This is a genomic window from Vitreoscilla massiliensis, assembly GCF_001457815.1.
GTDB classification, from domain to species: domain Bacteria; phylum Pseudomonadota; class Gammaproteobacteria; order Burkholderiales; family Neisseriaceae; genus Vitreoscilla; species Vitreoscilla massiliensis.
In genome coordinates this window covers 220,870-243,436 of record NZ_LN898216.1, presented here as the reverse complement: position 1 = coordinate 243,436, position 22,567 = coordinate 220,870, and the positions used below count along the sequence as shown (strand labels likewise).

General features: G+C 51.9%; 20 protein-coding genes. 7 read left to right on the top strand and 13 right to left on the bottom strand.

Annotated features, from left to right (window positions below; genetic code table 11):
• Window positions 1-43 precede the first annotated feature (43 nt).
• Window positions 44-484 carry a hypothetical protein gene (locus BN3003_RS01800; RefSeq protein ID WP_058305023.1) on the bottom strand — a complete coding sequence of 147 codons (441 nt, stop codon included), beginning with the start codon at window positions 482-484 and terminating at the stop codon, window positions 44-46.
• A gap of 795 nt (window positions 485-1,279) precedes the next feature.
• Entirely contained in the window at window positions 1,280-2,845 is a 1,566-nt protein-coding gene (locus BN3003_RS01795; protein ID WP_058305022.1) for a TROVE domain-containing protein, read from the bottom strand.
• A gap of 209 nt (window positions 2,846-3,054) precedes the next feature.
• Here BN3003_RS01795 and rtcR point away from each other — a divergent pair, with 209 nt between their 5' ends.
• Window positions 3,055-4,662: an RNA repair transcriptional activator RtcR gene (gene rtcR, locus BN3003_RS01790; protein ID WP_058305021.1), complete on the top strand. Its 1,608-nt coding sequence runs from the start codon at window positions 3,055-3,057 to the stop codon at window positions 4,660-4,662.
• A gap of 102 nt (window positions 4,663-4,764) precedes the next feature.
• Here the strand turns inward: rtcR and BN3003_RS01785 are convergent, their stop codons facing one another.
• Entirely contained in the window at window positions 4,765-5,460 is a 696-nt protein-coding gene (locus tag BN3003_RS01785; protein ID WP_058305020.1) for an LrgB family protein, read from the bottom strand.
• A gap of 3 nt (window positions 5,461-5,463) precedes the next feature.
• Window positions 5,464-5,898, bottom strand: coding sequence for a CidA/LrgA family protein (locus BN3003_RS01780; RefSeq protein WP_058305019.1), 435 nt, complete (start codon window positions 5,896-5,898; stop codon window positions 5,464-5,466).
• A 96-nt stretch (window positions 5,899-5,994) separates the two neighbouring features.
• Between BN3003_RS01780 and BN3003_RS01775 the strand changes: the two genes are divergently transcribed.
• Complete coding sequence (locus BN3003_RS01775; protein WP_058305018.1) at window positions 5,995-6,900, top strand: LysR substrate-binding domain-containing protein; 906 nt, start codon at window positions 5,995-5,997, stop codon at window positions 6,898-6,900.
• Between the two features lie 127 nt (window positions 6,901-7,027).
• Here the strand turns inward: BN3003_RS01775 and BN3003_RS01770 are convergent, their stop codons facing one another.
• The 5 genes from BN3003_RS01770 to BN3003_RS01750 form a co-directional block, all read right to left on the bottom strand.
• A complete protein-coding gene (locus tag BN3003_RS01770; protein ID WP_058305017.1) occupies window positions 7,028-7,648 on the bottom strand; it encodes a hypothetical protein in 621 nt (206 codons plus the stop codon).
• Window positions 7,649-7,726: 78 nt separating this feature from the next.
• Entirely contained in the window at window positions 7,727-8,317 is a 591-nt protein-coding gene (locus tag BN3003_RS01765) for a hypothetical protein (RefSeq protein WP_058305016.1), read from the bottom strand.
• A gap of 174 nt (window positions 8,318-8,491) precedes the next feature.
• Complete coding sequence (locus BN3003_RS01760) at window positions 8,492-9,772, bottom strand: cystathionine gamma-synthase family protein (RefSeq protein ID WP_058305108.1); 1,281 nt, start codon at window positions 9,770-9,772, stop codon at window positions 8,492-8,494.
• 94 nt (window positions 9,773-9,866) lie between these two features.
• On the bottom strand, window positions 9,867-10,739 hold the full coding sequence (locus tag BN3003_RS01755) for a MetQ/NlpA family ABC transporter substrate-binding protein (protein ID WP_199822533.1): 873 nt from the start codon (window positions 10,737-10,739) through the stop codon (window positions 9,867-9,869).
• Window positions 10,736-11,800 carry an isopenicillin N synthase family dioxygenase gene (locus tag BN3003_RS01750; RefSeq protein ID WP_058305106.1) on the bottom strand — a complete coding sequence of 355 codons (1,065 nt, stop codon included), beginning with the start codon at window positions 11,798-11,800 and terminating at the stop codon, window positions 10,736-10,738. Before BN3003_RS01750 ends, BN3003_RS01755 begins: the two co-directional genes overlap by 4 nt.
• A gap of 209 nt (window positions 11,801-12,009) precedes the next feature.
• Here BN3003_RS01750 and BN3003_RS01745 point away from each other — a divergent pair, with 209 nt between their 5' ends.
• Both BN3003_RS01745 and BN3003_RS01740 read left to right on the top strand, forming a co-directional pair.
• On the top strand, window positions 12,010-13,041 hold the full coding sequence (locus BN3003_RS01745; RefSeq protein ID WP_058305015.1) for a methionine ABC transporter ATP-binding protein: 1,032 nt from the start codon (window positions 12,010-12,012) through the stop codon (window positions 13,039-13,041).
• Window positions 13,034-13,687: a methionine ABC transporter permease gene (locus tag BN3003_RS01740; protein ID WP_058305014.1), complete on the top strand. Its 654-nt coding sequence runs from the start codon at window positions 13,034-13,036 to the stop codon at window positions 13,685-13,687. Before BN3003_RS01745 ends, BN3003_RS01740 begins: the two co-directional genes overlap by 8 nt.
• 180 nt (window positions 13,688-13,867) lie before the next feature.
• On the opposite strand, the gene BN3003_RS01735 is transcribed toward BN3003_RS01740, so the two are convergent.
• The 3 genes from BN3003_RS01735 to mhpA form a co-directional block, all read right to left on the bottom strand.
• Window positions 13,868-14,623 carry an IclR family transcriptional regulator gene (locus BN3003_RS01735; protein ID WP_058305013.1) on the bottom strand — a complete coding sequence of 252 codons (756 nt, stop codon included), beginning with the start codon at window positions 14,621-14,623 and terminating at the stop codon, window positions 13,868-13,870.
• 107 nt (window positions 14,624-14,730) lie between these two features.
• A complete protein-coding gene (locus BN3003_RS01730) occupies window positions 14,731-15,270 on the bottom strand; it encodes a carboxymuconolactone decarboxylase family protein (protein ID WP_058305012.1) in 540 nt (179 codons plus the stop codon).
• Window positions 15,271-15,285: 15 nt separating this feature from the next.
• A complete protein-coding gene (gene mhpA, locus BN3003_RS01725) occupies window positions 15,286-16,779 on the bottom strand; it encodes a bifunctional 3-(3-hydroxy-phenyl)propionate/3-hydroxycinnamic acid hydroxylase MhpA (protein WP_187119836.1) in 1,494 nt (497 codons plus the stop codon).
• Between the two features lie 231 nt (window positions 16,780-17,010).
• On the opposite strand from mhpA, the gene BN3003_RS01720 reads away from it, so the two are divergent.
• The 3 genes from BN3003_RS01720 (at window position 17,011) to BN3003_RS01710 (ending at window position 20,520) form a co-directional block, all read left to right on the top strand.
• Window positions 17,011-18,003: a fumarylacetoacetate hydrolase family protein gene (locus BN3003_RS01720; protein ID WP_058305010.1), complete on the top strand. Its 993-nt coding sequence runs from the start codon at window positions 17,011-17,013 to the stop codon at window positions 18,001-18,003.
• A gap of 11 nt (window positions 18,004-18,014) precedes the next feature.
• Window positions 18,015-19,016 (top strand): VOC family protein, encoded by a 1,002-nt coding sequence (locus BN3003_RS01715; protein WP_058305009.1) that lies wholly within the window; start codon window positions 18,015-18,017, stop codon window positions 19,014-19,016.
• A gap of 130 nt (window positions 19,017-19,146) precedes the next feature.
• On the top strand, window positions 19,147-20,520 hold the full coding sequence (locus tag BN3003_RS01710; protein WP_058305008.1) for an MFS transporter: 1,374 nt from the start codon (window positions 19,147-19,149) through the stop codon (window positions 20,518-20,520).
• Window positions 20,521-20,713: 193 nt separating this feature from the next.
• On the opposite strand, the gene glmS is transcribed toward BN3003_RS01710, so the two are convergent.
• Window positions 20,714-22,555 carry a glutamine--fructose-6-phosphate transaminase (isomerizing) gene (gene glmS, locus BN3003_RS01705; RefSeq protein ID WP_058305007.1) on the bottom strand — a complete coding sequence of 614 codons (1,842 nt, stop codon included), beginning with the start codon at window positions 22,553-22,555 and terminating at the stop codon, window positions 20,714-20,716.
• Window positions 22,556-22,567: the final 12 nt, after the last annotated feature.

Genomic DNA, 22,567 nt, shown 5'->3' with positions numbered 1-22,567 from the left:
CCTTCATTTGGTGCTGGTCTTGATGCTGTGGCGGTGGTGTTGCTTAAGTGGCGCTCAATACCTGTACAAATTCACCGTCTATCACTTCTATGGCAGGGAAAAATTCGGCTATGGACTGGCTGCTACACAACAGCAATACCGAAATTTTGCCGCTGTCTGCGTCATAAGTCGCATCGGTGACTTCGATGCTGTCTAAGTGCATGTCGGTCCAAATGTCTGTACCCAAGGCTGGCAGCGGTACATCGCATTCGTTAAACAATTGTTCCATGGCCACCGTGGCTTGGGCTTTAATCAACGTGAGCTGCGCTAAACAGGCTTGCATCGCGCTGATTTGGGCATCGCTGATGCCGTCTTTATGGGTGCGAACAATGGTTTCCACCTCAGCATCGAATTCAGGCAAGGCCAGTGTGCCCAGCCAATAGTGGCTGCGGTAGGTCATTTGTCCAAATACAGGGTAGGAGCGCTGTGTATTTTGTCCAAACATGGTGGGTGTCTGCTTTCTGTTGTGTGTTGCTGTTCAAATCAGTGGTGCAGCTGTTGCAATCAAGTCTTGGTATTGAAGCGGCCTGTCAACCTGTTGTTGATGCTTACAGGCCGCTTGCAAAGGGTTGGCGACTAGGGGTGGTGAAACGGTTTACGCGCTCTGCCTGCTGAGCTACACCACTGCCAAATATTCTGGTTGAAACACTTGGCAGTGATGACGGGACTCGAACCCGCGACCTCGTCCTTAGTAGGGATGTAGTTCCACCTGCATTCGCCAAAAAAGGTGACAGTGACCAGAATGTCGACACGCTGCCGTGAACGGCAGGCTGGATGCTAACCAGCGATACCTGTGTAGTGCCGAACGCATTCACTGTCTTAACTGTTGTGGTTTGAGTGAACAGACCACGGATTAAAAGGGTGCAACGACGAGGGTTGATGAGATTGCCGGTGTTCTACCGCTTGAACTACCCACTCGCGTGGGGCAGGACTCGAACCTGCAACACCCGTTTTAGCCATGTAATCCCATCGGCATTCGTTGCGTAAACTGTGTACTGCGTGTTTTTAAGCGGCCTGTAAACCTGTTTTGCTGCTTACAGGCCGCTTGGTTAAGGGTTGGCGACTAGGGGGGATGAAACCTGTTACGCGCTCTACCGGTTAAGCTACGCCACCGCTGAAGACTCGTTGTGTCTTAATCAACACTAATTTCAAGCATTCAGCAGTGGCGACGGGAGTCGAACCCGTACATCGTCCTCCGAAGGATGTAGTTCCATCTGCATTCGCCAAAAAACTTAAGACTTCAATTGGGCAAAGGAATGGCGTTAATCACCCCGACCCAATGCTCGCTCCCCAATTCACCGCGAGCGTATTGGCTTAACACGTTAAACACCGCATCGCTGAAACCGCCCACGTGCAACACGTCCTCACAAGGCTGCGTTTGTACGCTGGTGTAAGGTTGAATATCAATGCACACCATGCGCGCACGCGGATTCTTGGCTTTGATTTTGGTCCATTGCTGCATCTTGGTGGTACCTGAATGATAGTCTTGGTTGTTCACCCAAGACTGGTTGTCCGACACAAACACCACCAAATCCACAGGCAAGTTTTTATCGTTAATATAGCGCAGTGGGCGCGAGCAATCGGTAGCGCCACCGAGCATTTTTTGCAAGCTGCGGGCATTTTGCATGACCGTATTATCGGCGCTGACTTTGTGGTTCAAGCGCACCATATCATCAAACGGCAACACGGTTGCATGCGGATTGCGCGCGACCACTGCCGCAGCAATCAAAGCCGCCACATCCAAACACGTGGTCACCGAAGTGGCACCTTCACGGTAACCGCTCACCGGCGCCGTCATCGAACCGGACACATCCATGCACACATACACATTGCCTTCTAAGCGCGGCACATTGGAAAGTGAGGTTTCCAACGCGCTTTCCAACGCATCGGTAATCACTTTAGGCATGCCCGTGCTCACCGCTTGCAGCGTGGTCATGATTTGGTAAGGCAACACGCGCGCTTTGGCGATGGTGTCTTTATCCGCCAATTTGCGGGCAATCATATTGGCTTCTTTGTTGTCTTTTCCAGCTACCAACACGCCATGACGCATAAACGTGTTCAGGTTTTGGCGCAGCATTTGCCATGAGCCTTGCTCAGCGATTTGTCGCCATGAGGCTTTGTTCAAATCCAAAGCAGTGAGCAATTGGAACGGCACATTGGGCACCATGCGGCCTGTATTGCGTTTAAAGCGCTCGAATTCACGCGTCAATTCGGGCAAATCTTGGGCGTCGTAAGCGCGACCGATTAACCAGGCAAACCACGCCGCGCGCCATGCATCAGTCGGTTTCGGGTGCACCATTTTCACCACATCGGCAAGCGACGGATTGTTACCGACGCTGGCAGACAATAATTGCGCTTCGCTCGCATTCAATAACCAGTTTTGCACCAGTTTTTTAGGACGGGTTCCCAAAGATTGGCGACCGACGGCACCGCTGCGCATGATTTGCACAAAGTTGCGCAGCATTTTGCCGTTATCGATGACCGCACCAAACACTTGTGCACACAAGGCCACGTCTTTTTGTGCTAACACCGCCAATAACAAAGCTGGCATGTCTTTCATATGGCCTTGTTTGCGCGCAAACAGTGCGGTTTTGGCGATGAATTCGGCGGGCAAGTCTTGCGTCAATTCCAAGATGTGCGTCAATTGGTCTTCAGCAGTGGCGTAATAAGTTTGGTTCAAACAACCGGTTGCGGCAAGCTGAGCCAATGCGGCTTGGGGATTTAATTGGTAGGCCACCCCACCGGCTAAATTCCAAGTGTTGGCAGCGTTGTTACCACGTTGGGCAAATAATTGTTTGTTAGCCATTTTTCTACTCCTGCTATCGGATTTTTTCGTTGTTGCTTGCTGTTTACTATCGCAAGCCTTGTGCCAAGGGCGGAATTTTTCGCAGGAAATGTTTTTAATTAATTGAATACAAAAGAAATTTATTTTTAAATCATGGGTTTTGCGGCTTGACGCCTGCACAGATTTTCTGTTAAAACTATCCGATATAATAACTATATAGAAAATTATCTATGCAAAAACAGCGCGTGTTAATGGGTTTTATGGGGACGGTGCTCGATGGTGGCTACAATGCCAAACGCTGGGAGCGCTGGCGACCGAATGTGAATGTGCACCAAACTGAGGGCAGCGACATTGATGTGGTGGAGTTGCTGCACGACAGCGAGTATGAGCGCCAAGCATTGGTGGTGCGTGCCGATATCCACAGCGTCAATCCCGAGGCAGCGGTGAATTTGCATGTGCTCGACATCGCCAATCCGTGGGATTTTTCCGAGGTGTATGGCAAGTTGTTCGATTGGGCACAGCAATACCCATTTGATACCGACACGTATGAGTATTGGATACACATCACCACCGGCACACATGTGGTACAGATTTGCCTGTTTTTATTGGTAGAGGCGCGCTTGATACCGGGGGTGTTGTTGCAAACCTCGCCACCGAAAGACAAGCGTGGCGTGTCTGAGCTGGACAAAGGCCGATTTGAAATCATTGATTTGGATTTGGCGCGCTATGACGACATCGCCGCGCGCCTGTCTTTGGCACAAAGCGATGCGCAGCGCTTCTTAAAAAGCGGCATTGCCACGCGCAATCAGCGCTTTAACCACATGATAGCCGAAATTGAACAGGTGGCGATTTCGTCGCCATCGCCGATTTTGCTCAATGGTGCGACTGGCGCGGGCAAATCGATGTTGGCCAAACGCATTTACGAATTGAAAAAAGCGCGCCATTTGGTCACAGGCCGCTTTGTCGATGTCAATTGCGCCACGTTGCGCGGCGATATGGCGGCGGCGGCCTTGTTTGGACATGGCAAGGGCGCGTTTACTGGCGCTGCCACCAGCCGCGCTGGTTTTCTCAAAACCGCCGACATGGGCGTGTTGTTTCTGGACGAAATCGCCGAATTGGGCTTGGACGAGCAAGCGATGCTCTTAAAGGCGATAGAAGAAAAAGAATTTTTTGCCATGGGCAGCGACACGCCCAGCAGCAGCCAATTCCAATTGATTGCCGGTACACACAAAGACTTGCGTGCCGAAGTGGCGGCTGGGCGGTTTCGCGAAGACTTGTATGCGCGCATCAATATTTGGCAATACACACTGCCAAGTTTGGCCGAGCGCCGTGAAGACATAGAGCCGAACATAGAACAACAATTGTTGTGGGTGGGGCAGGAATTGGGGCGTTATGTGCGCTTTAACCAAGAAGCGCGGCAGCGCTATTTGGCCTTTGCCTTGTCGCATGCGGCAGCATGGCGCGGCAATTTCCGCGATTTGGCTGCCAGCATCACCCGGTTGGCCACCTTGGCGCAAAATGGCCGCATCACCGTGGAATTGGTTGATGCCGAAATTGGCCGTTTGCAATACCTATGGCGGCGCGATGATGAGGATGCAGCAGCAACAGTCGATATGAGCGCCTTGGTCAGCACTTGGCATGAGCTGGATTATTTTGACCAAAGCCAATTGGCGCAAGTGTTGAACGTGTGCCAACACCAACCCAATTTGGCCGCAGCCGGACGGGTATTGTTCAACCAATCGCGTTTGCACAAGGCAACGAGCAACGACAGCGACCGCTTGCGCAAATACCTGCACAAGTTCGGTGTCGACATCAAAGCCTTGTTTCAAGCGATTTAAAGCATAGAAAGCGGCCTGTAAACCCCTTACAGGCCGCTTTGCCAGTAGGATGGGTATTTACAGGCCGCTTGTGAGCCGTTTGCGAACTGTTGGTGTATGGGCTTAGGCGCTGAACGAGGTCAACAAACCAATCAATTGTGGGCCACACAAGACCATGAAGATGCCGGCCAAGACCATGGTCAAACTGGCGATGACGCCTTGTTCTTTGTGGCGTTGCATCGCTTTGCTGGAGCCAAAACCGTGCGCGGCATTGCCCAGAGAGGCGCCTTCGGCGATGTGGGAGCGCAAACGCAATACCGCCAACACCACATCCCCCACCAACATGCCGACGATGCCGGTGATGATGGTGAACAAAGTGGTCAACTCGGCTGAGCCATGGATGTGGCTGGCCAGCTCGACCGCAAACGGGGTGGAGATGGAGCGCGACATCAGGCTGTAGGTGATTTCAGGGCTGAAGTGGAACAACTGCGACAAATACCAAGCGCTCAAGACGCCGGCGCTCATGCCCAAGATGATGCCCATGCCGATCGCCAAGACGTGTTCACACACCAAGGCGCGGTATTCGTAAATCGGGATGGCGAAAGCGACGGTCACAGGGCTTAACAGCCACACAATCCAATGCGTGTCTTGCATGTATTGGCCATAGCTGACATGGCTTAACGTCATCACCACCATGATGATGATGGGCAATAAAATGGCGGGTGCGGCGTACAAATGGTGGTGGTGTTGGTGCAATTTCTTAATCAGGTAATAACCCAATACCGTGCCTAATAAACTGATTAAAGCGATGCTGTTCATGATTTACTCGTGTTCTATGACGGGTTTGTGGGCATGCAAGCGCTGTTTCAACACGCTTTCCAATTTAAAACCCAAATACACCGCGTAAGCCGTGGCCACCATCACACACACGGTGCCGATGGCAATGGTGCTGAGCAATTGCCAGCCTTGGCTGCGAAACAAGTCTTGGTATTTGATTAAGCCAACGACGCAGGGTATGAAGAACAATACCAATTCCCCGAGCACAAAATCCGCGCCTGACTTAATCCAGCTCAATTTCAAGATGCCGCTGAGCAAGGCGGCCAAGGTCAAAAACAAGCCGATGACGCCGGCCGAAATCGGCAAGTGCAGCGCCTGTTGCAACAGCAAACCCAAATACCAAAAAAGCAGCAATGCGCCCAATTGCACGGTGGTTTTTAGCAAGGTGTGGCCCCAGTTTGGGGGGAGATGCGTGTTCATGAGTAAGTGCTTCATAAGTTTCAATAGCCAGATTGTATGCCCAGCCGTATTGGCATATTATGAATATTCTCCTCATAATTATGAATAATAAGCATAATGGTCGACATCAAAACCCTCACCATGTTGGTGGAAGTGGTGCGCAGACACAGCTTTAGCGCCGCCGCCGAACACCTGTTTGTTACCCAGCCGACCATCAGCAAGGCCATCAACAGCTTGGAGCAAGAATTGGGGGTGAGCCTGTTTCAAAAAGGCGAATCGGGGCGCAAGCGCGAGGTCACGCTCACTTATATGGGCGAACTCATATACCAACACGCGCAGAATATTTTGGCCGAGCAGCAAAAACTGTATGCGACGGTGGCGCAAGTGGGCAGTTTGAAAAAAGGCAAGCTGACGCTGGGCTTGCCGCCGTTGGGCTCGGTCTTGCTCAGCGCCTTGATTGCGCGCTTTCATGAGCGCTATCCGGATATTCAATTGATTTTTTTGGAAGTGGGCGCCAATGGCATCGAACAAGCGTTGGCCGACAAAAGCATAGACGTGGGCATCTTATTGGGGGCGCAATTGCGGCCTGATTTTGCCGGCATCAGCATTATTGAGTCGCCGATGTATGTGTTGTCGCACGAGCATGCGCAGTGGCGCGGACGCGAGCAAATCGCCTTGCGCGAATTGCAACACGAGCCGTTTTTGCTGTATTCCGATACCTTTACCTTGAACAATCTGATCGTACAGGCCGCTCATGGTGCCGGTTTTGAGCCGAAAGTGGTGTGCAAATCCAGCCAATGGGAATTCATCGTCAAAATGGTCGAGTCCAATATGGGCATCGCCTTATTACCGCAAGTGTTTGCCGAACAAGTGGCACACTTGCACATCAACCAAGCCAAGTTGGTTGAGCCGCAATTGAATTGGCATTTGAGCATGGCGTGGAACACCACCGCCGCCTTAAGCCCCGCCGCGCAAGCGTGGACAGACATAGTGGCGGCGAATAAGCAACACATTCATTTTTAAACATAGGGTGGCTGTGTTTCATGCCATTGCAAATATTGCTGTATGCGGATGAGTGTGTAGATTGGTCAAAATAAGCGGCCTGTAAGCCCATATATGGTTTACAGGCCGCTTTTGTGTCTCTAAATGGCTATTTGAAAATAATGTATTGGCGCAGGATTTGTTTGAATTGGTGGTTCAGTTGTTTTTTGTGCTCTAGGGTTTTTTCCAATTTGGGTGCGGGCGTGGCGTTGTTAGCGTGAACCAACGGTTTTAATTGTTGCAGCAATTGCAAACCGACATCGTGGTAAGCATCGCGCACTTGCGCCAAATCTTCGTCGTTGGACATTTCATACAAGACCAAGGCATCGGCGTATATGTCGAGATTGGCGCTGCGTATGGCTTGGTAAGTGTGGTTGATTTGTTCGGACAAATCGCTGATGTTGGCGTGTTGGCTTTGCTGTTTTAACAGGTATTGGAGCTGTTTGAGGTTTTTCAAATCGTTGTTCACCGCCAAAAAAATGTGTTTGGCTTCTTCGGCGAGCAGGCCGCGGTTGTGTTGGATTTTCCAACTCAAAAAACCGCCTATGCCCAAAGCTGGCGTGAGCATGTACGAGGTGATGGTGAGGATGCCGAGGATGCGGTCTTCGTCGAACACACACGCGAGCTCGCCAGCGCAGCCGCCCCAGTATTTGAATGCCCAATACAGCGCCAATACCAGCAAATAAATGCCAAAATACGCCAGTATCAAAATCAGCCATTGCAGTTTCATCGCGCGCCTTATCGGTGATGGAGTTGGGGTTTAACGCTAGCGGCCAGTCCATGATGCAGCAACGGCCATCATATGGGTTTACAGGCCGCTTATGGGCTTAAGGCCAGTGTGCAGCAAGCGCTGTTTCAAGCACAAATACATCATCACCCAATACGCGCCAGCCAGCGCAAAGGTTAGCAGGGCAAACAACACAGCATGGGTGTAAAACCACGGCCATAAGCCGGTGTACACAAAATCATCCAGCATCATCATGGTGAAACCATAAGAGCACAACACGACCATCATCACCGCCAGCAGTACCAAGCTGGGTACGGTAATGGCATAAAACGTGCGCGCGGGTTGTGCGTGCAATTGTCTTAAACCCGCTTGGATCAGCGGCTGTTGGTACAGTGCTTGTTGCCACGCAGGCAGCAGTCGCGGTCGCACCCACACCAGCAAGTACAGCCAACAAATGAGCAATAGCTGCAAATGAAACAGCGACAGCGTCCAAGTGTCGTAGCCCATCTGTGTCACACTGGAATGGCGTGCCACATCCACGCCCAGTCGGAACAGGCTGACCAATAACATCACGCCGTAACACACCAACAATGGCCGCCAACTCATGCGCCACAACAGCGTGCGTGCGGCAGTGGGCAATAAAAACAAGTCACGTCTGAGTTTGGCGAGCATGGCAACGTTTTGACCTTAAAGGCTTAGTTTGCAAAAACTGCACTGAATAGGGTTTAAGTATAAACACCAAACCCACTGCCAGCACAGCGATGGCGCTGAAATAAGCGGCCTGTAAACCCAGATGGCGTTTACAGGCCGCTTGTTGGTATGGATGATAACGTGTCAGCGCTGGGTTTACACCGCGTCCAAGGCGATGCTCAGTGCCCGTTGCAAATCCGCCGCGTTTTCGATGCCTATCGACAAGCGCACCAAATTGTCGCCTATGCCGATGCGCTGGCGCACCGCCGCGTCTATACCAGAGTGGGTGGTGGAAGCGGGGTGGCTGGCCAAGGATTCGGTGCCGCCCAAACTCACCGCCAGCTTGAAGATGGCCAAATGGTTGAGAAAGCGAAATGCCGCTGCCTCATCGTCGCCCACTTCGATGGCAAACGTCGAACCCGCGCCGCTGCTTTGGCGGCGATGTGCCGCTTGCTCAGCGCTGCCTTCGGGCAGGAAATCCAAATAATGCACGCGCTTAATTTTCGGGTGTTGCTGTAAAAAGCGCGCCAGTATGGCGGCATTGCTGTTGGCCTTGTCCATGCGCAGCGCCAGTGTTTCCAAGGAACGGCCGAGCATCCAGCACGAATGCGGGTCTAGCTGTGTGCCTATGGCACTGCGTTGGCTTTTGATTTTTTTGAGCAGCGCTTTGCTGCCGATGGCGGCGCCGGCGACCACATCGGAATGGCCGCCCACATATTTGGTCAACGAATACACCGATAAATCTGCACCGTGTTCCAGCGGGCGTTGGAACACCGGGCCGAGTAAGGTGTTGTCGCAGATGAGCAAGGGCGGTTGGTCTTGTTGGCTGCCCAATTCGCGTGCGATGTCGGCGAGCAAGGCCAAATCGACGACGGTATTGGTGGGATTGGACGGCGTTTCCACATAAATGGCGGCGATGCGGCGGCCTGTGGGCACGCGTGCGATGGCGGCGCGCACCGAGTCGGCATCGCAGCCATCGTCAAAATGCACACTGTCTATGCCGAGGCGTTTGAACAAGCCCAAAAACAGCGTTTCGGTGCCGCCGTACAACGGTTGCGATTGCAAAATCACATCGCCCGGTTGCACAAACGCCAACAAACTGGTGGTAATCGCTGCCATGCCCGACGAGAACAGCGCCGCGTCTTCGCCATTTTCATACAGTGCCAAACGGTCTTCGACGATTTCGCTGTTCGGTTGGTTAAAGCGCGAATACACCAAGCCATTTTTTTGCTCGGCTGGCGCGGCTTTGCGGCCGCTGACAATATTGAAAAACTCTTTGCCTTCCTCGGCGCTGTGAAACACAAAAGTCGAGGTGAGGAAAATCGGTGGCTTAATCGAGCCTTCCGACAGCGCAGGGTCGTAGCCGTACGACATCATCAAGGTTTCGGGACTTAAGGTATGGCCGTCCAAATCACGGCGGTAAGGGGATGAACTCATGACTTTGTTTTCCATAATGGGTTTAAATGGAGGAAACGCAATAATAAGCGGCCTGTAAAAGGCTTACAGGCCGCTTAGAGCGCTTGCAAATGGATTAATTCAATGAGGATATCGGTTGGTTCACATCCAATTTGGTGCCACCGAAATGCTCTTTGATGTAGGCATCGACGGCAGGCTGGTGGTACAGCGCCGACAGTTTTTGCAAGGCGGCATCATTGGCGCGGTCTTTTTTGGTGGCCAAAATATTGATGTTGTTGATGACACGCTCGCCCACTTGTTCATGGAATAAGGCATCTTTGGTAACGTTCAGGCCGCTTTCCAAGGCATTGGTATTGCCAATGGCGGCCAAATCCACATCACCCAACACGCGCGGGCCAGAAGCGCCTTGCACCAATTTGATGTTGAGTTTTTTCGGGTTGTCGGCAATGTCTTGTACCGTGCCGGTTACAGGGTCGAAATCGGCTTTCAATTTCAACAATTGCGCTTCTTCCAACAAGCGCAAAGCGCGTGAGGTGTTGGCGGTGTCATTCGGAATCGCTACCGTGGCGCCTTGTGGCAAGGCCTTCAAGTCTTGAAATTTCTTCGAGTACAAGCCCATCGGTTCCAAATACGTGGTCGATAAGGCTGCCAAAGAGTCGCCATTGGTTTTGTTAAACGTCTTGAAGTAAGCCCATGATTGGAAGGCATTGACATCGACTTGCCCCTCGGCGGTGGCCTTGTTCAAGGTAATGCCATCGTTGATGTCTTTGACCTCAATTTGCAAACCGGCATCTTTGGCCGCTTGCGATTTGGCGATGTAGCGCCAAATGTCAGAGTCTGCGCCCATGGAGCCGATGACGATTTTGGTGGTTTCGGCCTGAGCTGGCGCTTTGGCGTCGGTACTGGCTTGGTTGGCGGCGCTGTTGGAGCAAGCCACCACAGCCAAAAGAGTTAATAATGCGGCTGATTTTTTGATGGCGTGTATCATGCGGTCACCTCTTGTTGTTGGCGTTGGTTGAGTATGCGTTGGTATTCTTCGGGGTAAAATTTCTCGGTCACTTGCAAATGCGAGCGCAAGCGGCCTTTGATGGTGTTTTCACCAGCGTTTTTCAATAAAGGGTTGAGCGGATCGCTTTGCGGGCCAGTGGCCAATTGTTGCAAGGCTGCTGGCAGTTCCAAAATCGGCACTTCACCGGCGTACAAATTCGGGGTAATGAAGTAGGCGATGGAATAGCGGTCGACCTGGGCTGGCGGCGACACCACTTGGTGCATATTGGCAACCAAATAGCCATTGGTGGCCAGTTCCAAAATCTCGCCGATGTTGACGATGAACGCGCCTTCGACATACGGCGCGTCTATCCAGCCATCTTGTTTGCTCAATACTTGCAGGCCGCCGACTTGGTCTTGCAGCAATAAAGTCAAAATGCCGGCATCTTTGTGCGCGCCCACGCCTTGGGTAGAACCTTGATTGTGTTCAGCGCTGGGGTAGTGAATCAGCTTCAGTAATTCATTGGGTTTGCCTGTGACAAAGCGGTCGAGTGCGTCTTCAGGCAAACCCAAAGCCAGCGTAAACGCGCGCAGCAATTTAATCGCAATCTGGCGCAAATCGCTTTGCCATGCGGTCACAATGGTTTTGAATTCAGGCCAGTTTGCGGGCCATTGATTCGGGCCTTGCAGTTTTAACCACAGCGGCGTGTGCGCATCAAATTCAACCGCTTCCAAGTCGGCACCGATGTCGATTTGTTCACGAAAATCGGGTTTGTTGCGCGTGTGTTCTTCATTGACGCGGGAATAGCCGCGAAAATGCGGTGAGTTGGTCATGGACAGCGCGTCTTTTTGCGCTTGGTCTTGGGCGAAAAATTGGCGGCTTAAGGCTTCAATTTCGTGGATGCGCTCGGCACTGATGCCGTGGCCGGTCAAATAAAAGAAACCGGTATTGCGCGCCAAATCTTGCAGGTTTTGTAAGAAGGCAGCTTTGGTGTCGGCGTTATCGAGCAATTGCAAATCCAAAATCGGTAAGTTCAATGTTTGTTCACTGCGGGTTGTCATCTGTTGGTCTCCGTGTGTAGATTGCGGTTTTGTGTGTGCAAACAGCATAAGCGGCCTGTCAAAATTTAAAAAATAATATTAAATGATAATTTAATAACCATAAGTAATATGTATTTATGCCTTTCAGTTATTTTAATTAAATTTTTAATTCTTTTTTAATTTGATGTGGCTTTGTTACAGTGCGATTTTTACTTGCTGTGGATAAGGCTATGGTGCGGTTTGAACAAGTCGACAAGACTTACCTAAAAAATGGGCGCAGCGTGGCTGCGTTGCGACACATCAATGTGGACATTGCCGCGGGCAGCGTGTTTGGCATCATCGGCCACAGTGGCGCCGGCAAATCGACGCTGTTGCGTTTGATTAATGGCTTGGAAGCACCGACTACAGGCCGCTTAAGCGTGTTAGGGCAAGACTTGGGGCAGGCATCGGCGTCTGCGCTCAAAACCTTGCAAAAGCAAATTGGCATGGTGTTTCAACACTTCAATTTGCTCGACAGCAAAACCGTGTTTGAAAACGTTGCCTTGCCGCTGCGCTTAAACAAGGTCGGCAGCATTGAAATCGAAGAGCGAGTGATGGATTTGCTTGAATACGTCGGTTTGGCTGACAAAGCGCATGTGCGCCCGAATCAACTCTCAGGCGGCCAAAAACAGCGTGTGGGCATCGCCCGTGCCTTGGTCAATCGGCCACAAATCTTGTTGTGCGATGAGGCCACTTCGGCGCTAGACCCACAAACCACCGCCTCGATTTTGGCACTGCTCAAACGCATTAACCAAGAGCAAGGCATCACCATCATCTTAATCACGCATGAGATGGAAGTGATACAGAAGATCGCCCACCAAGTGGCGGTGATGAGTGGCGGTGAAATCGTTGAAAGCGGTGATACTGCCGACATTTTCCAACACCCTAAGCATCCGGTCACGCAAGAATTCATTGCTACCGTGATTCAAAAAGACTTTCCATTGAAGCTGGTGCAGCAATTGCACTCGGCCAAAAACCAAGACAGCCAAATCGTGCGCTTGGAATTTTTGCAGCAATCGGCGCAGCAAACGGTGATGAACGACATGTTGCTCACTCACACCGTCAAAGCGAATATTTTGTTTGCCAATATGATTGAAATTGATGGCCAAGTCATCGGCAGCATGTTTGTGCAGCTTACAGGCCGCTTGGCCGAGCGCAAGGTGGCCTTACAGTATTTAATTGACCGAAATGTGGTGGTAGACCAAGGAGTGGCTTATGTTTGAAACCAGTTTAAGCGCGGCGCAAGTGACGCAAGCCTTGTATGAGACGTTTGTGATGTTGGGTTTGTCGCTGGCAATAGGCGGTTTGTGGGGCTTGGTGCAAGGCACGGTGATGGTGTTGATACGCGAAAACGGCGTGCGCCCAAACGTGGCCTTATTCCGTTTTCTCACGCCCATCATCAACACTTTGCGCTCGGTGCCATTCATTATTTTGCTGATTGCGCTGATTCCGATAACCAAATTCATCGTCAGCACCAGCATAGGCACGATGGCGGCAGTGGTGCCTTTGAGTTTGTACATCGGCCCGTATATCGGCCGCTTGGTGGAAACGTCTTTATTGGAAGTGGGCAATGGCATTATCGAAACCGCACGCAGCTTGGGCGCATCGACTTGGCAAATTGTGTGGCATTTCTTATTGCCCGAAGCGCGCCAATCGTTGGTGTTGAACCTCACCACTGCCACCATAGGCTTGCTCGGTGCTACCACCATGGCAGGGGCAGTGGGCGCGGGTGGCATTGGCGACTTGGCGATTTCTTATGGTTACCAACGCTTTGACACCGGCGCGGTGTTGATTACGGTGTTGATATTGATTGCCATTGTGCAAGTTATTCAGTTTAGCGGGGAGTTCATTGCCAAGCGGTTGGCCTAACTGAGTAAGCTCAAAGTAAGCGGCCTGTAACTCATCATGGGCAGGGTCGCAGCCATTAAAAGCCACAACAGCCTATGCTGTTGTGGTGTTTGTGTTTACAGGCCGCATTGATGGTCATTAAGCGGCCTGTAAGCTGTTGATGCAAGCGTTGCTAAGGTGTTTGTTCAGCCTTTGCCATGCTTAGGCCAAAGTTTCATGCTCAGCCAATTGCTGCAAAATCTGCGCTTGGCTTTGCTGCAAAATGCGGATGATTAAGGCGGTGTCTATGGTTTTCATCCGTTGCAGTGAAAAAATCGCCGTCAACGCCGTGGGCAGATAGTGCTCATTCAATTGCAAGGGAATGGCGATGGCGGCATTGTGGGGATCTAGTTCCGCATGCGACATGGCATAACCTTGTTGCTTGATGGTTTTTAAGCCGTGTTTGATGGCATCAAAATCGTTGCCCAATGGCGAGGTTTCGCCATGTTCCAAGGCCAGTTTGATGAATTGGTTTTGCTCTTTGGTTTTCAATTGTGCCAACAAGGCTTTGGAACCGGCGCCGCGCAACAGCGGCATATTGGTGCCGCGGCCAAAGGCGATGGGATTGTCGTGGTTGGCCGGTTTTTGGTGGTAAACCGAGATGATTTTTTTGCCCACTTGCGACATCAACACCAAGTCCATGTCGTACTCATTGCTAATCAGTTCCAAGCTGCGCGAACACAATTGGATTAAAGGGTCGTGAAAGCGAATGATGGCATCGAGCTGGACGATTTTCGGCCCCAAAATGTAATGGGCATTGAATTTGGCCAAATAGTCGAAATCGAGCAGGGTTTTCACATAGCGGTAGGCTTGCGGCACGCTGCAATCGAGGGCTTGCACGATGTCGTCTATGCTGAGGGTGCTGTTATCGTGGGCAAACAAATCGAGTATGGTCAGGAGTTTGGAATCGGCAGCCATGTGGGGGTCTTAAAATCGGTTTGGGGTGTCAAGCAATGTAGCAAAACTGCTGCGGCTTGACTAGGCATCGCCAGTATTGCCGCAGCATGGTTTTGTTTTGCTTGCGATTAAGCTTGCGGCGCGGTCACGCGGATGTCAAAAGCGTTCAAGGTTAAGGCCACCATCGAGTAATAGCCGATGATGCCAACGATGTCGACCAATGCGTGCTCGCCAAAATAGGCTAAGGCTTCGGCGTATAAATCGTCTGGCAATTGTTTTTGCTCAAGCACGGTTTTGGCCACGATGTGCAGCAAGCGCTCATCGTCTTGACGGAAATTCGGGGTGATGCCGGTGCGAATTTTTTCAATGGCGCGTGGACACACGCCCGCGCTTTCAGCAATGGGCGCATGTATCGCCCACTCGGCTTGGCTGTGCCAAAAAGCAGCCGTCACCACGATCAGCAATTCCGATTGACGCAGGCTCAAGCTGGAATCGTAGCGGCAATATTTGCCCAAGGCTTGCGCCAAATCGGCGAATTCGGGATTGCGTATCCAAGCGTGAAAGGGGCCGTTGAGGTTGCCACCGCGCGAAGCGGCGATTTTGTCCAAAATGGCTTGTTGCTCGGCATCCAATTGCAATGCCGATACGGGGGTTAAACGGGTAGTCATCAGTCTTCCTTGGGTTTAAACAGAAACGGCGGCGGTTTGCGGCGCGCATTGGTGTTGCCATGATGCCAGTAAAGACACAATGTCGCTGTCTTGGCTGGCAATGCCGTACACATAGCGGTCGGGGCGGATTAACACCGCTCGCGCTTGGAGGTGCTGTAAATAGGCCAAGCTGCTGTCGCTATCGGTACGAATCATCTGCACATCGGGTTTACAGGCCGCATCTGTTGCAGAGGCATCAGGGTGTAACAATAATATTGCTTGATAGGGCGCGACATCGTCCACACGCTCGCCACTGCGTAAGAAGCATTGCGGTGCCACTTCACCGTTGTGCGGCGACGGTGTGGAATGGAAATGGCCCGCACCCAAATGCGGTTGTGGGGTGCGGAAGTTTTTCAAAGAGTCGCCGATGTGCTCACCAAAATCATCCAATCTTTGTTCTTGGATCACGTTGCCAAGCTTCACCGCCGTGGCGATGAATTCGCGCGCATGCGGCAAACGCTCGCTGGCATAAGTGTCTAACAAAGCCGCGTCTTTGTCACCCATTAGCACGGCCGACAGTTTCCATGCCAAATTGGCCGCGTCCTTAATCCCTGCTGCCATGCCTTGGCCCATAAACGGTGGCGTTTGGTGGGCGGCATCACCGGCAATGAACAAGCGGCCTGTACGCCATTGTTTCGCCACCACTGAGTGGAAGGTGTACAAGGCCGCACGCTGCAACACCGCTTCATCAGGCGTAATCCATGCTTGCAATTGTTGCCACAACCACGCATCGCTGGTCACTTGTTTGGCATCATCGCCATCTACCAACATGATTTCCCAGCGGCGGCGCAAGCCGGGGCCGCGCGAATATGTGCATGGGCGTTTCGGGTCGCAATATTGGATGGAATGAAAGCCCAATTCCGGCTTGTCTTGGTGCAACACGGTGTCTACCACCACCCATTGCTTGTGTGATTGCAAATCGTTCAATTCCACCCCCATAAAGCGGCGCACCGTCGAGCGCGCACCATCACAGCCAATCACATAGCGGGCGCTGAGGGCGTCGATTTTGCCGGAAGCAGTGTCTTCAAATCTCAGTGTGACTCTGTCGTCTTGTGGCTCCACGCTGAAGACTTCATGGCGTAAACGCACATCGACTCGGGGGTAGTGCTGCAACTGCTCGCGTAGCGCTTGTTCCAATTCCGGTTGGTAAAATTTATAGCTTTCGCACCACGCGTGTTTGCCCAAATCGGTAGAGCGCTCCCATGTGATGATGGGTTCTCCAGCGACATCGACAAATTTCATGCCAGGGCTGGGGATGATTTTGGGCAACAGTGTGGCGGCGATGCCGATGTTTTGAAACACACGCATGCATTCGCCATCGAAATGGATGGCGCGTGGCAAGGCAAAAATGGCTTTTTCGCGTTCCAACACCACCACGCTGTGTCCCAAACCAGCGAGTAAATTGGCCAAAGTCGCGCCCACTGGCCCCATGCCGATGATGGCCACGTCAAAAATCTGTGTTTGTTCCATATTGTTGTCTCCCATGTGTAGGCTGTTGGCCTTATTGTGTGATTTATTGGTTTAAATTATCGTATATTGATAAAAATATAAAGTAAACAAAAACCGTTAATTTTTTATATTCACCAATATTGTATAGGAATTAACTTAAATTTTTACACAATAAAAGTAAAATTTATATTGATTTATTATCAAAATACGATAATTATATTCATGCATCTACACCGCCATAAGGAAAACAACATGAAATTAGCCAGCATCAAAACCCCCACTTCACGCGATGGCGTGTTGGTGGTGGTCAGCCAAGACTTAAGCCGTTATGCCGTGGTCAGCGACATTGCTCCTACCTTGCAATATGCATTAGAGCATTGGAGCCGCTGTGAACCTTTGTTACAGGCCACTTCTGCCGCTTTGAATGCCGATACCAACAGTGGTGAAGCCTTTTCTGCCCAACACGCTGCCGCGCCGTTGCCGCGTGCTTACCAGTGGTGTGATGGCTCGGCCTATTTGTCGCATGCGGAATTGGTGCGCAAAGCCCGCGGTGCCGAAATGCCGGCAATGCTCTACCACGAGCCTTTGTTATACCAAGGTGGCTCGGATGATTTGAGTGGCCCGCACGACCCCATTTACATTGCTGCCGATGACTGGGGTTTGGATTTGGAGGCGGAAATTGCGGTGATTACCGACGATGTGCCGATGGGTGTGAGCGTGGAGCAAGCGCATGCGCACATCAAATTGGTGACGCTGGTCAACGATGTCAGCCTGCGCCTGATCATGAAGCCTGAATTGACCAAAGGCTTTGGCTTTTACCAATCCAAACCCAGCACCGCGTTTGCGCCAGTGGCGGTCACGCCGGATGAATTGGCCGATTTGTGGCGCAACAGCGCCCTGGATGCCAGCGTGGTCAGCCATGTAAATGGCCAAAAATTGGGCGCGCCAAATGCCGCCACCGATTTGAATTTCAACTTCGCCCAAATCATTGCCCATGCCACCAAAACCCGCAATTTAAAAGCTGGCACCATCATCGGTTCGGGCACGGTGTCCAACCGCAATCCTGAACAAGTCGGCTCATCGTGTTTGCAAGAAATTCGCATGCTCGAAACCATTGCCACGGGCGAGGCGATAACGCCGTTTATGACGTATGGCGATGTGGTGCGCATTGAGGCTTTGGATGCCAATGGCGATAGTATTTTTGGCGCGATAGAACAAACAGTTGAGGCGTATGCGCCGGCATAAAGGAGAGCAGGATGTGGTTACATTCTTTGGGCTATGTCGGCTTTAAAGGCCAAAATTTGCAGCAATGGCAGTATTTCGCCAGCGAGTACATCGGTTTGCAATTACAGGACGCAGCTCGCAGCAGCTTGAGCTTTCGCATGGACGACCGCAAGCAGCGTGTGGTGATAGACAGCGATGGCGATGCGGCGCAGCGCTTTTTTGGTTGGGAAGTGGCCGATAAGGCCGCGTTTGAGGCATTTTTAAGCCATTTGGATGCGCATGATGTGGCGTTCAGCCGCGGCTCGGCCGCCTTGGCCGCACAGCGCCATGTGAGCGAATTGGTGTGCTTGCAAGACCCATTGGGCAATCCGTTGGAGGTGTTTTACGGCGCGGCGGTGGCTGACACGCTGTTTGTGCCTAGTCGCAATATTTCGGGTTTTCGCACCGGCACCCAAGGCTTGGGCCACATTGTGCTCACGGTGAGCAGCATAGACGCGGTAAAGCCATTTTATGAAGACATCTTGGGTTTTCAACTCAGCGATTATGCGTTGCGCCCGTTTCGCGCTTATTTCTTCCACACCAACAGTCGCCACCACAGCTTGGCAATGGTGGAAACCGGTGTCAACGGTGTGCACCATTTGATGATGGAATTGTTTTCGCTCGACGATGTGGGTCAAGCCTATGATTTGGCGCAGCGCGATGAGTTGGTTGGTGTGACTTTGGGTCGCCATACCAATGATTTCATGACCTCGTTTTACTTCAAAAGTCCGGCTGGCGTGATGATTGAATACGGTTGGGGCGGGCGCGAGATTGAACCTGCGACGTGGCAGCCATTTGAATGCGAATATGGCCCCAGCCTGTGGGGGCATGAGCGCTCGTGGCTCACCGAAGACAAGAAACGCGAAGCGCGCGATTTGCGCATACAGGCCGCTCGTGATGGCCACCGCGAATTGGTGCAAGTGATGGCCGGCAATCACCACACCATGCAAGAAGTGTGTCCGTGGTGGCAGGCACAATTGGCAGCAGTCGCCTAAGGCCGCAGTCACCGCAGCACGCTCGCCACAGAGCTGGGCGTGCTGCCAGTGGGGCAGAAACTGCCTCACCTTGGTTTCAACATAATAACGACGTGAACCACGCATTCACACCTACAAAGAAGGAAGAAACATGGAAAAAACCTTGGCTGCCACTGTGCAGCAGGCCGACCACGCACGCCAAAACGAGAAGCGTGTCGCTTACGCCACCATCATTGGCACCACCATAGAATGGTACGACTATTTCATTTATGCCGCGATCGCGGGCATGGTGTTCAATCAAATTTTCTTTCAACCCGCTGGTGCGGGCATGGCGACTTTGCTGGCCTTTGCCTCAGTCGGCATCAGCTTTTTGTTCCGCCCGTTGGGCGCATTTTTGGCCGGCCATTTTGGTGACAAATTGGGCCGACGCGCGATGTTGGTCGCGACTTTGGTGTTGATGGGCGGTTCTACTGCCTTAATCGGTTTGTTGCCGACGTATGCCAACATCGGTGTGTTGGCACCGGTGATGTTAATCTTGCTGCGCATCTTGCAAGGCATCTCCGCCGGTGGTGAATGGGGCGGGGCAGTGTTGATGGCGGTTGAGCATGCGCCCACTGGCAAACGTGGCCGCTTTGGTGCTTTCCCACAATTGGGTGTGCCTTTGGGCTTGTTATTGTCGTCGGCGATGTTGGCCTTGATGACGGGAGTGGTGTCGCCAGGAGAGGCGTTTATGGAGTGGGGGTGGCGCGTGCCGTTCTTGTTCAGTATCGCCTTATTGTTCATCGGTCATTGGATACGCAGCTCGGTAGATGAAAGCCCAGTATTTGAGGAAATCAAAGAGCGCAAATCCGCTTCCAAAACCCCGATAGCACAATTGTTCAAACACCATGCGGCGACGGTATTGTTGGCAGCGCTGGTGTTTTCAGGCACCACAGCCGTCGGTTATATGACTACCGGTGGCTTTATCCAAAACTATACTACAGATCCGGCTGGTTTGCTGCGCATGGAGCGCACGCCCGTATTGTTGGTGGTGACTTTCTCGGCTTTGGTGTGGCTGACGTTCACGTGGTTATCAGGTTGCTGGTCAGACAAGTTTGGCCGTCGCAATATGTACATCGTTGGCTTTTTGGTGCAAATTATCGGTGTGGCGGCCTTGTTCTGGTTGGTGAACATGGGCAGTATTTGGACAGTGTTGCTGGCCTTGGTCTTGTTGTCGGTCGGTGTCGGTTTGACATATGGCGTGCAATCGGTGTTTGCATCGGAATTGTTTCCCGCTTCCATCCGCTTCTCTGGCGTGTCGATATCCTATGCCTTGGGTTCAATTTTTGGCGGCGCGTTTTCTCCAATGATCGCTGCTTATCTCATCGGCAAAACAGGCAGTACCGTAGCGGTCACCCTGTATTTGGGCGCGATGACGGTATTGGCCTTATTGGCAGCCTTGACCTTGCGCGACCGCAGCAACATCCCTTTGGGCCCCGACCATGAGGCCGAACAAAACCGTTCGCCATTGTGGTGGAAGTCATAACCCAGTTTACTTTCACATTTTCAATACCCTGCTATCGAGCAGGGTATTGGTTTTACAGGCCGCATCAAATCACTGATGCGGCCTGTAAATGTATCAACAGGTGTGATGCAAACCAAAAAACAAAACCACAATGTGATGAACACACATTGTGGTTGTAGGATTACCAGCCGCTGCTGGCGGCGGTGTCAGCGGATTATTCGACGGTTACCGATTTGGCCAAATTGCGCGGCTTGTCGACGTCGGTGCCACGCGCCAAAGCGGCGTGGTAAGACAATAATTGCACCGGAATGGTGTGCAAAATCGGCGATAAATCACCAACATGACGCGGTGTGCGGATGACGTGCACGCCTTCCGATTCGGTGAAATTGCTGTCCAAATCGGCAAACACAAACAATTCACCGCCACGGGCGCTGACTTCTTGCATATTGGCTTTGACTTTGTCGAGCAGTTTGTCGTGCGGCGCAATCACCACCACTGGCATGTTTTCATCCACCAAGGCCAATGGGCCGTGTTTCAATTCACCGGCTGGATAGGCTTCGGCATGGATGTAAGTGATTTCTTTCAGTTTCAACGCGCCTTCCAAAGCCACTGGGTAATGGATGCCACGACCCAAGAACAGTGCATCGGATTTTTTGGCGAATTGCTGTGCCCACAACACGATTTGCGGTTCCAAATTCAACGCGTGTTGGATGCTGCCTGGCAATTGGCGCAATTGTTCCAAATAGCTTTGCTGTTTGGCCGCATCGACATGGCCTTTTAAAATGCCCAAAGTCACAGACAAACCAAACAAGGCCACCAATTGGGTGGTAAACGCTTTGGTTGAGGCCACGCCAATTTCGGCACCAGCGCGGGTGTAAAACACCAATTCGCTTTCGCGTGGCAAGGCGCTTTCCATCACATTGCAAATCGACAAGCTGTGGGTTTGACCTAAGGAATGTGCGTATTTCAACGCTTCCATGGTGTCCAAGGTTTCGCCCGATTGGGAAATGGTCACAATCAATTGCTTAGGATCGGCGATGACGTCGCGGTAGCGGAATTCGCTGGCAATTTCCACATCACACGGGATTTTGGCGATGCTTTCCAACCAGTATTTGGCGGTCAAACCGGCATAAAACGAAGTGCCGCAAGCCAAGATTTTGATGCTGTGGATGTCGTTAAACACCTCAGCGGCTTTTTCACCAAAGATTTCGGGATGGAAGGCGTCGTCTATCAACACTTCAGCGGTGTCGGCGATGGCTTTAGGCTGCTCGTGGATTTCTTTTTGCATGAAATGGTTGTAAGGGCCCAATTCCAACGAGGCCAATGACAATTCAGACACGCGCACCGCACGTTCCACGCTGTTACCAGTTTTATCGACCAATGCGGCGATGCCAGCTGTGGTCAAACGCGCCACATCGCCGTCTTCCAAGAACACCACGCGGCGGGTGTGGGCAATGACAGCTGACACGTCAGAGGCAATAAAGGTTTCGCTATCACCCAAAGCCACCAGCAATGGACAGCCCATGCGCGCCACCACCAATTCGTCTTTTTGGTCTTGTGCAATCACCGCAATGGCGTAAGCACCGTGGAAGTGTTTACAGGCCGCTTGTACTGCAGCAAACAACTGGCCTTGATGCGCGTGGGTGTACTCGTAATGCACCGCATGTGCAATCACTTCGGTGTCGGTTTGTGAGCTGAAGGCATAGCCCAAAGCTTGCAAACGTGCGCGTTCGCTTTCAAAGTTTTCAATGATGCCGTTGTGGACCACGGCAATCAAATCATTGGAAACATGTGGATGGGCATTTGGCTCGGTCACGCCGCCGTGGGTGGCCCAACGGGTATGGCCTATGCCCAAATAGCCGCTTAAGCCCACTTCGTTGGCGGCTTCTTCCATAGAGGCCACACGGCCAACACGGCGCACACGTGCTATGCCATTGGGCGTATCGACGGCGATGCCTGAAGAATCGTAACCACGGTATTCAAGGCGTTTTAAACCTTCTACTAAAAATTCTACTGCGTTTGAAGTCTGGCGAATGGCGCCAACAATGCCGCACATACTGCTTCCTTA

Excerpts from the sequence above, each read along its gene's own strand:
- BN3003_RS01800 (WP_058305023.1), bottom strand. The coding sequence starts at position 484 with ATGTTTGGACAAAATACACAGCGCTCCTACCCTGTATTTGGACAAATG.
- BN3003_RS01795 (WP_058305022.1), bottom strand. The coding sequence starts at position 2,845 with ATGGCTAACAAACAATTATTTGCCCAACGTGGTAACAACGCTGCCAAC.
- rtcR (WP_058305021.1), top strand. The coding sequence starts at position 3,055 with ATGCAAAAACAGCGCGTGTTAATGGGTTTTATGGGGACGGTGCTCGAT.
- BN3003_RS01785 (WP_058305020.1), bottom strand. The coding sequence starts at position 5,460 with ATGAACAGCATCGCTTTAATCAGTTTATTAGGCACGGTATTGGGTTAT.
- BN3003_RS01780 (WP_058305019.1), bottom strand. The coding sequence starts at position 5,898 with ATGAACACGCATCTCCCCCCAAACTGGGGCCACACCTTGCTAAAAACC.
- BN3003_RS01775 (WP_058305018.1), top strand. The coding sequence starts at position 5,995 with ATGGTCGACATCAAAACCCTCACCATGTTGGTGGAAGTGGTGCGCAGA.
- BN3003_RS01770 (WP_058305017.1), bottom strand. The coding sequence starts at position 7,648 with ATGAAACTGCAATGGCTGATTTTGATACTGGCGTATTTTGGCATTTAT.
- BN3003_RS01765 (WP_058305016.1), bottom strand. The coding sequence starts at position 8,317 with ATGCTCGCCAAACTCAGACGTGACTTGTTTTTATTGCCCACTGCCGCA.
- BN3003_RS01760 (WP_058305108.1), bottom strand. The coding sequence starts at position 9,772 with ATGAGTTCATCCCCTTACCGCCGTGATTTGGACGGCCATACCTTAAGT.
- BN3003_RS01755 (WP_199822533.1), bottom strand. The coding sequence starts at position 10,739 with ATGATACACGCCATCAAAAAATCAGCCGCATTATTAACTCTTTTGGCT.
- BN3003_RS01750 (WP_058305106.1), bottom strand. The coding sequence starts at position 11,800 with ATGACAACCCGCAGTGAACAAACATTGAACTTACCGATTTTGGATTTG.
- BN3003_RS01745 (WP_058305015.1), top strand. The coding sequence starts at position 12,010 with ATGGTGCGGTTTGAACAAGTCGACAAGACTTACCTAAAAAATGGGCGC.
- BN3003_RS01740 (WP_058305014.1), top strand. The coding sequence starts at position 13,034 with ATGTTTGAAACCAGTTTAAGCGCGGCGCAAGTGACGCAAGCCTTGTAT.
- BN3003_RS01735 (WP_058305013.1), bottom strand. The coding sequence starts at position 14,623 with ATGGCTGCCGATTCCAAACTCCTGACCATACTCGATTTGTTTGCCCAC.
- BN3003_RS01730 (WP_058305012.1), bottom strand. The coding sequence starts at position 15,270 with ATGACTACCCGTTTAACCCCCGTATCGGCATTGCAATTGGATGCCGAG.
- mhpA (WP_187119836.1), bottom strand. The coding sequence starts at position 16,779 with ATGGAACAAACACAGATTTTTGACGTGGCCATCATCGGCATGGGGCCA.
- BN3003_RS01720 (WP_058305010.1), top strand. The coding sequence starts at position 17,011 with ATGAAATTAGCCAGCATCAAAACCCCCACTTCACGCGATGGCGTGTTG.
- BN3003_RS01715 (WP_058305009.1), top strand. The coding sequence starts at position 18,015 with ATGTGGTTACATTCTTTGGGCTATGTCGGCTTTAAAGGCCAAAATTTG.
- BN3003_RS01710 (WP_058305008.1), top strand. The coding sequence starts at position 19,147 with ATGGAAAAAACCTTGGCTGCCACTGTGCAGCAGGCCGACCACGCACGC.
- glmS (WP_058305007.1), bottom strand. The coding sequence starts at position 22,555 with ATGTGCGGCATTGTTGGCGCCATTCGCCAGACTTCAAACGCAGTAGAA.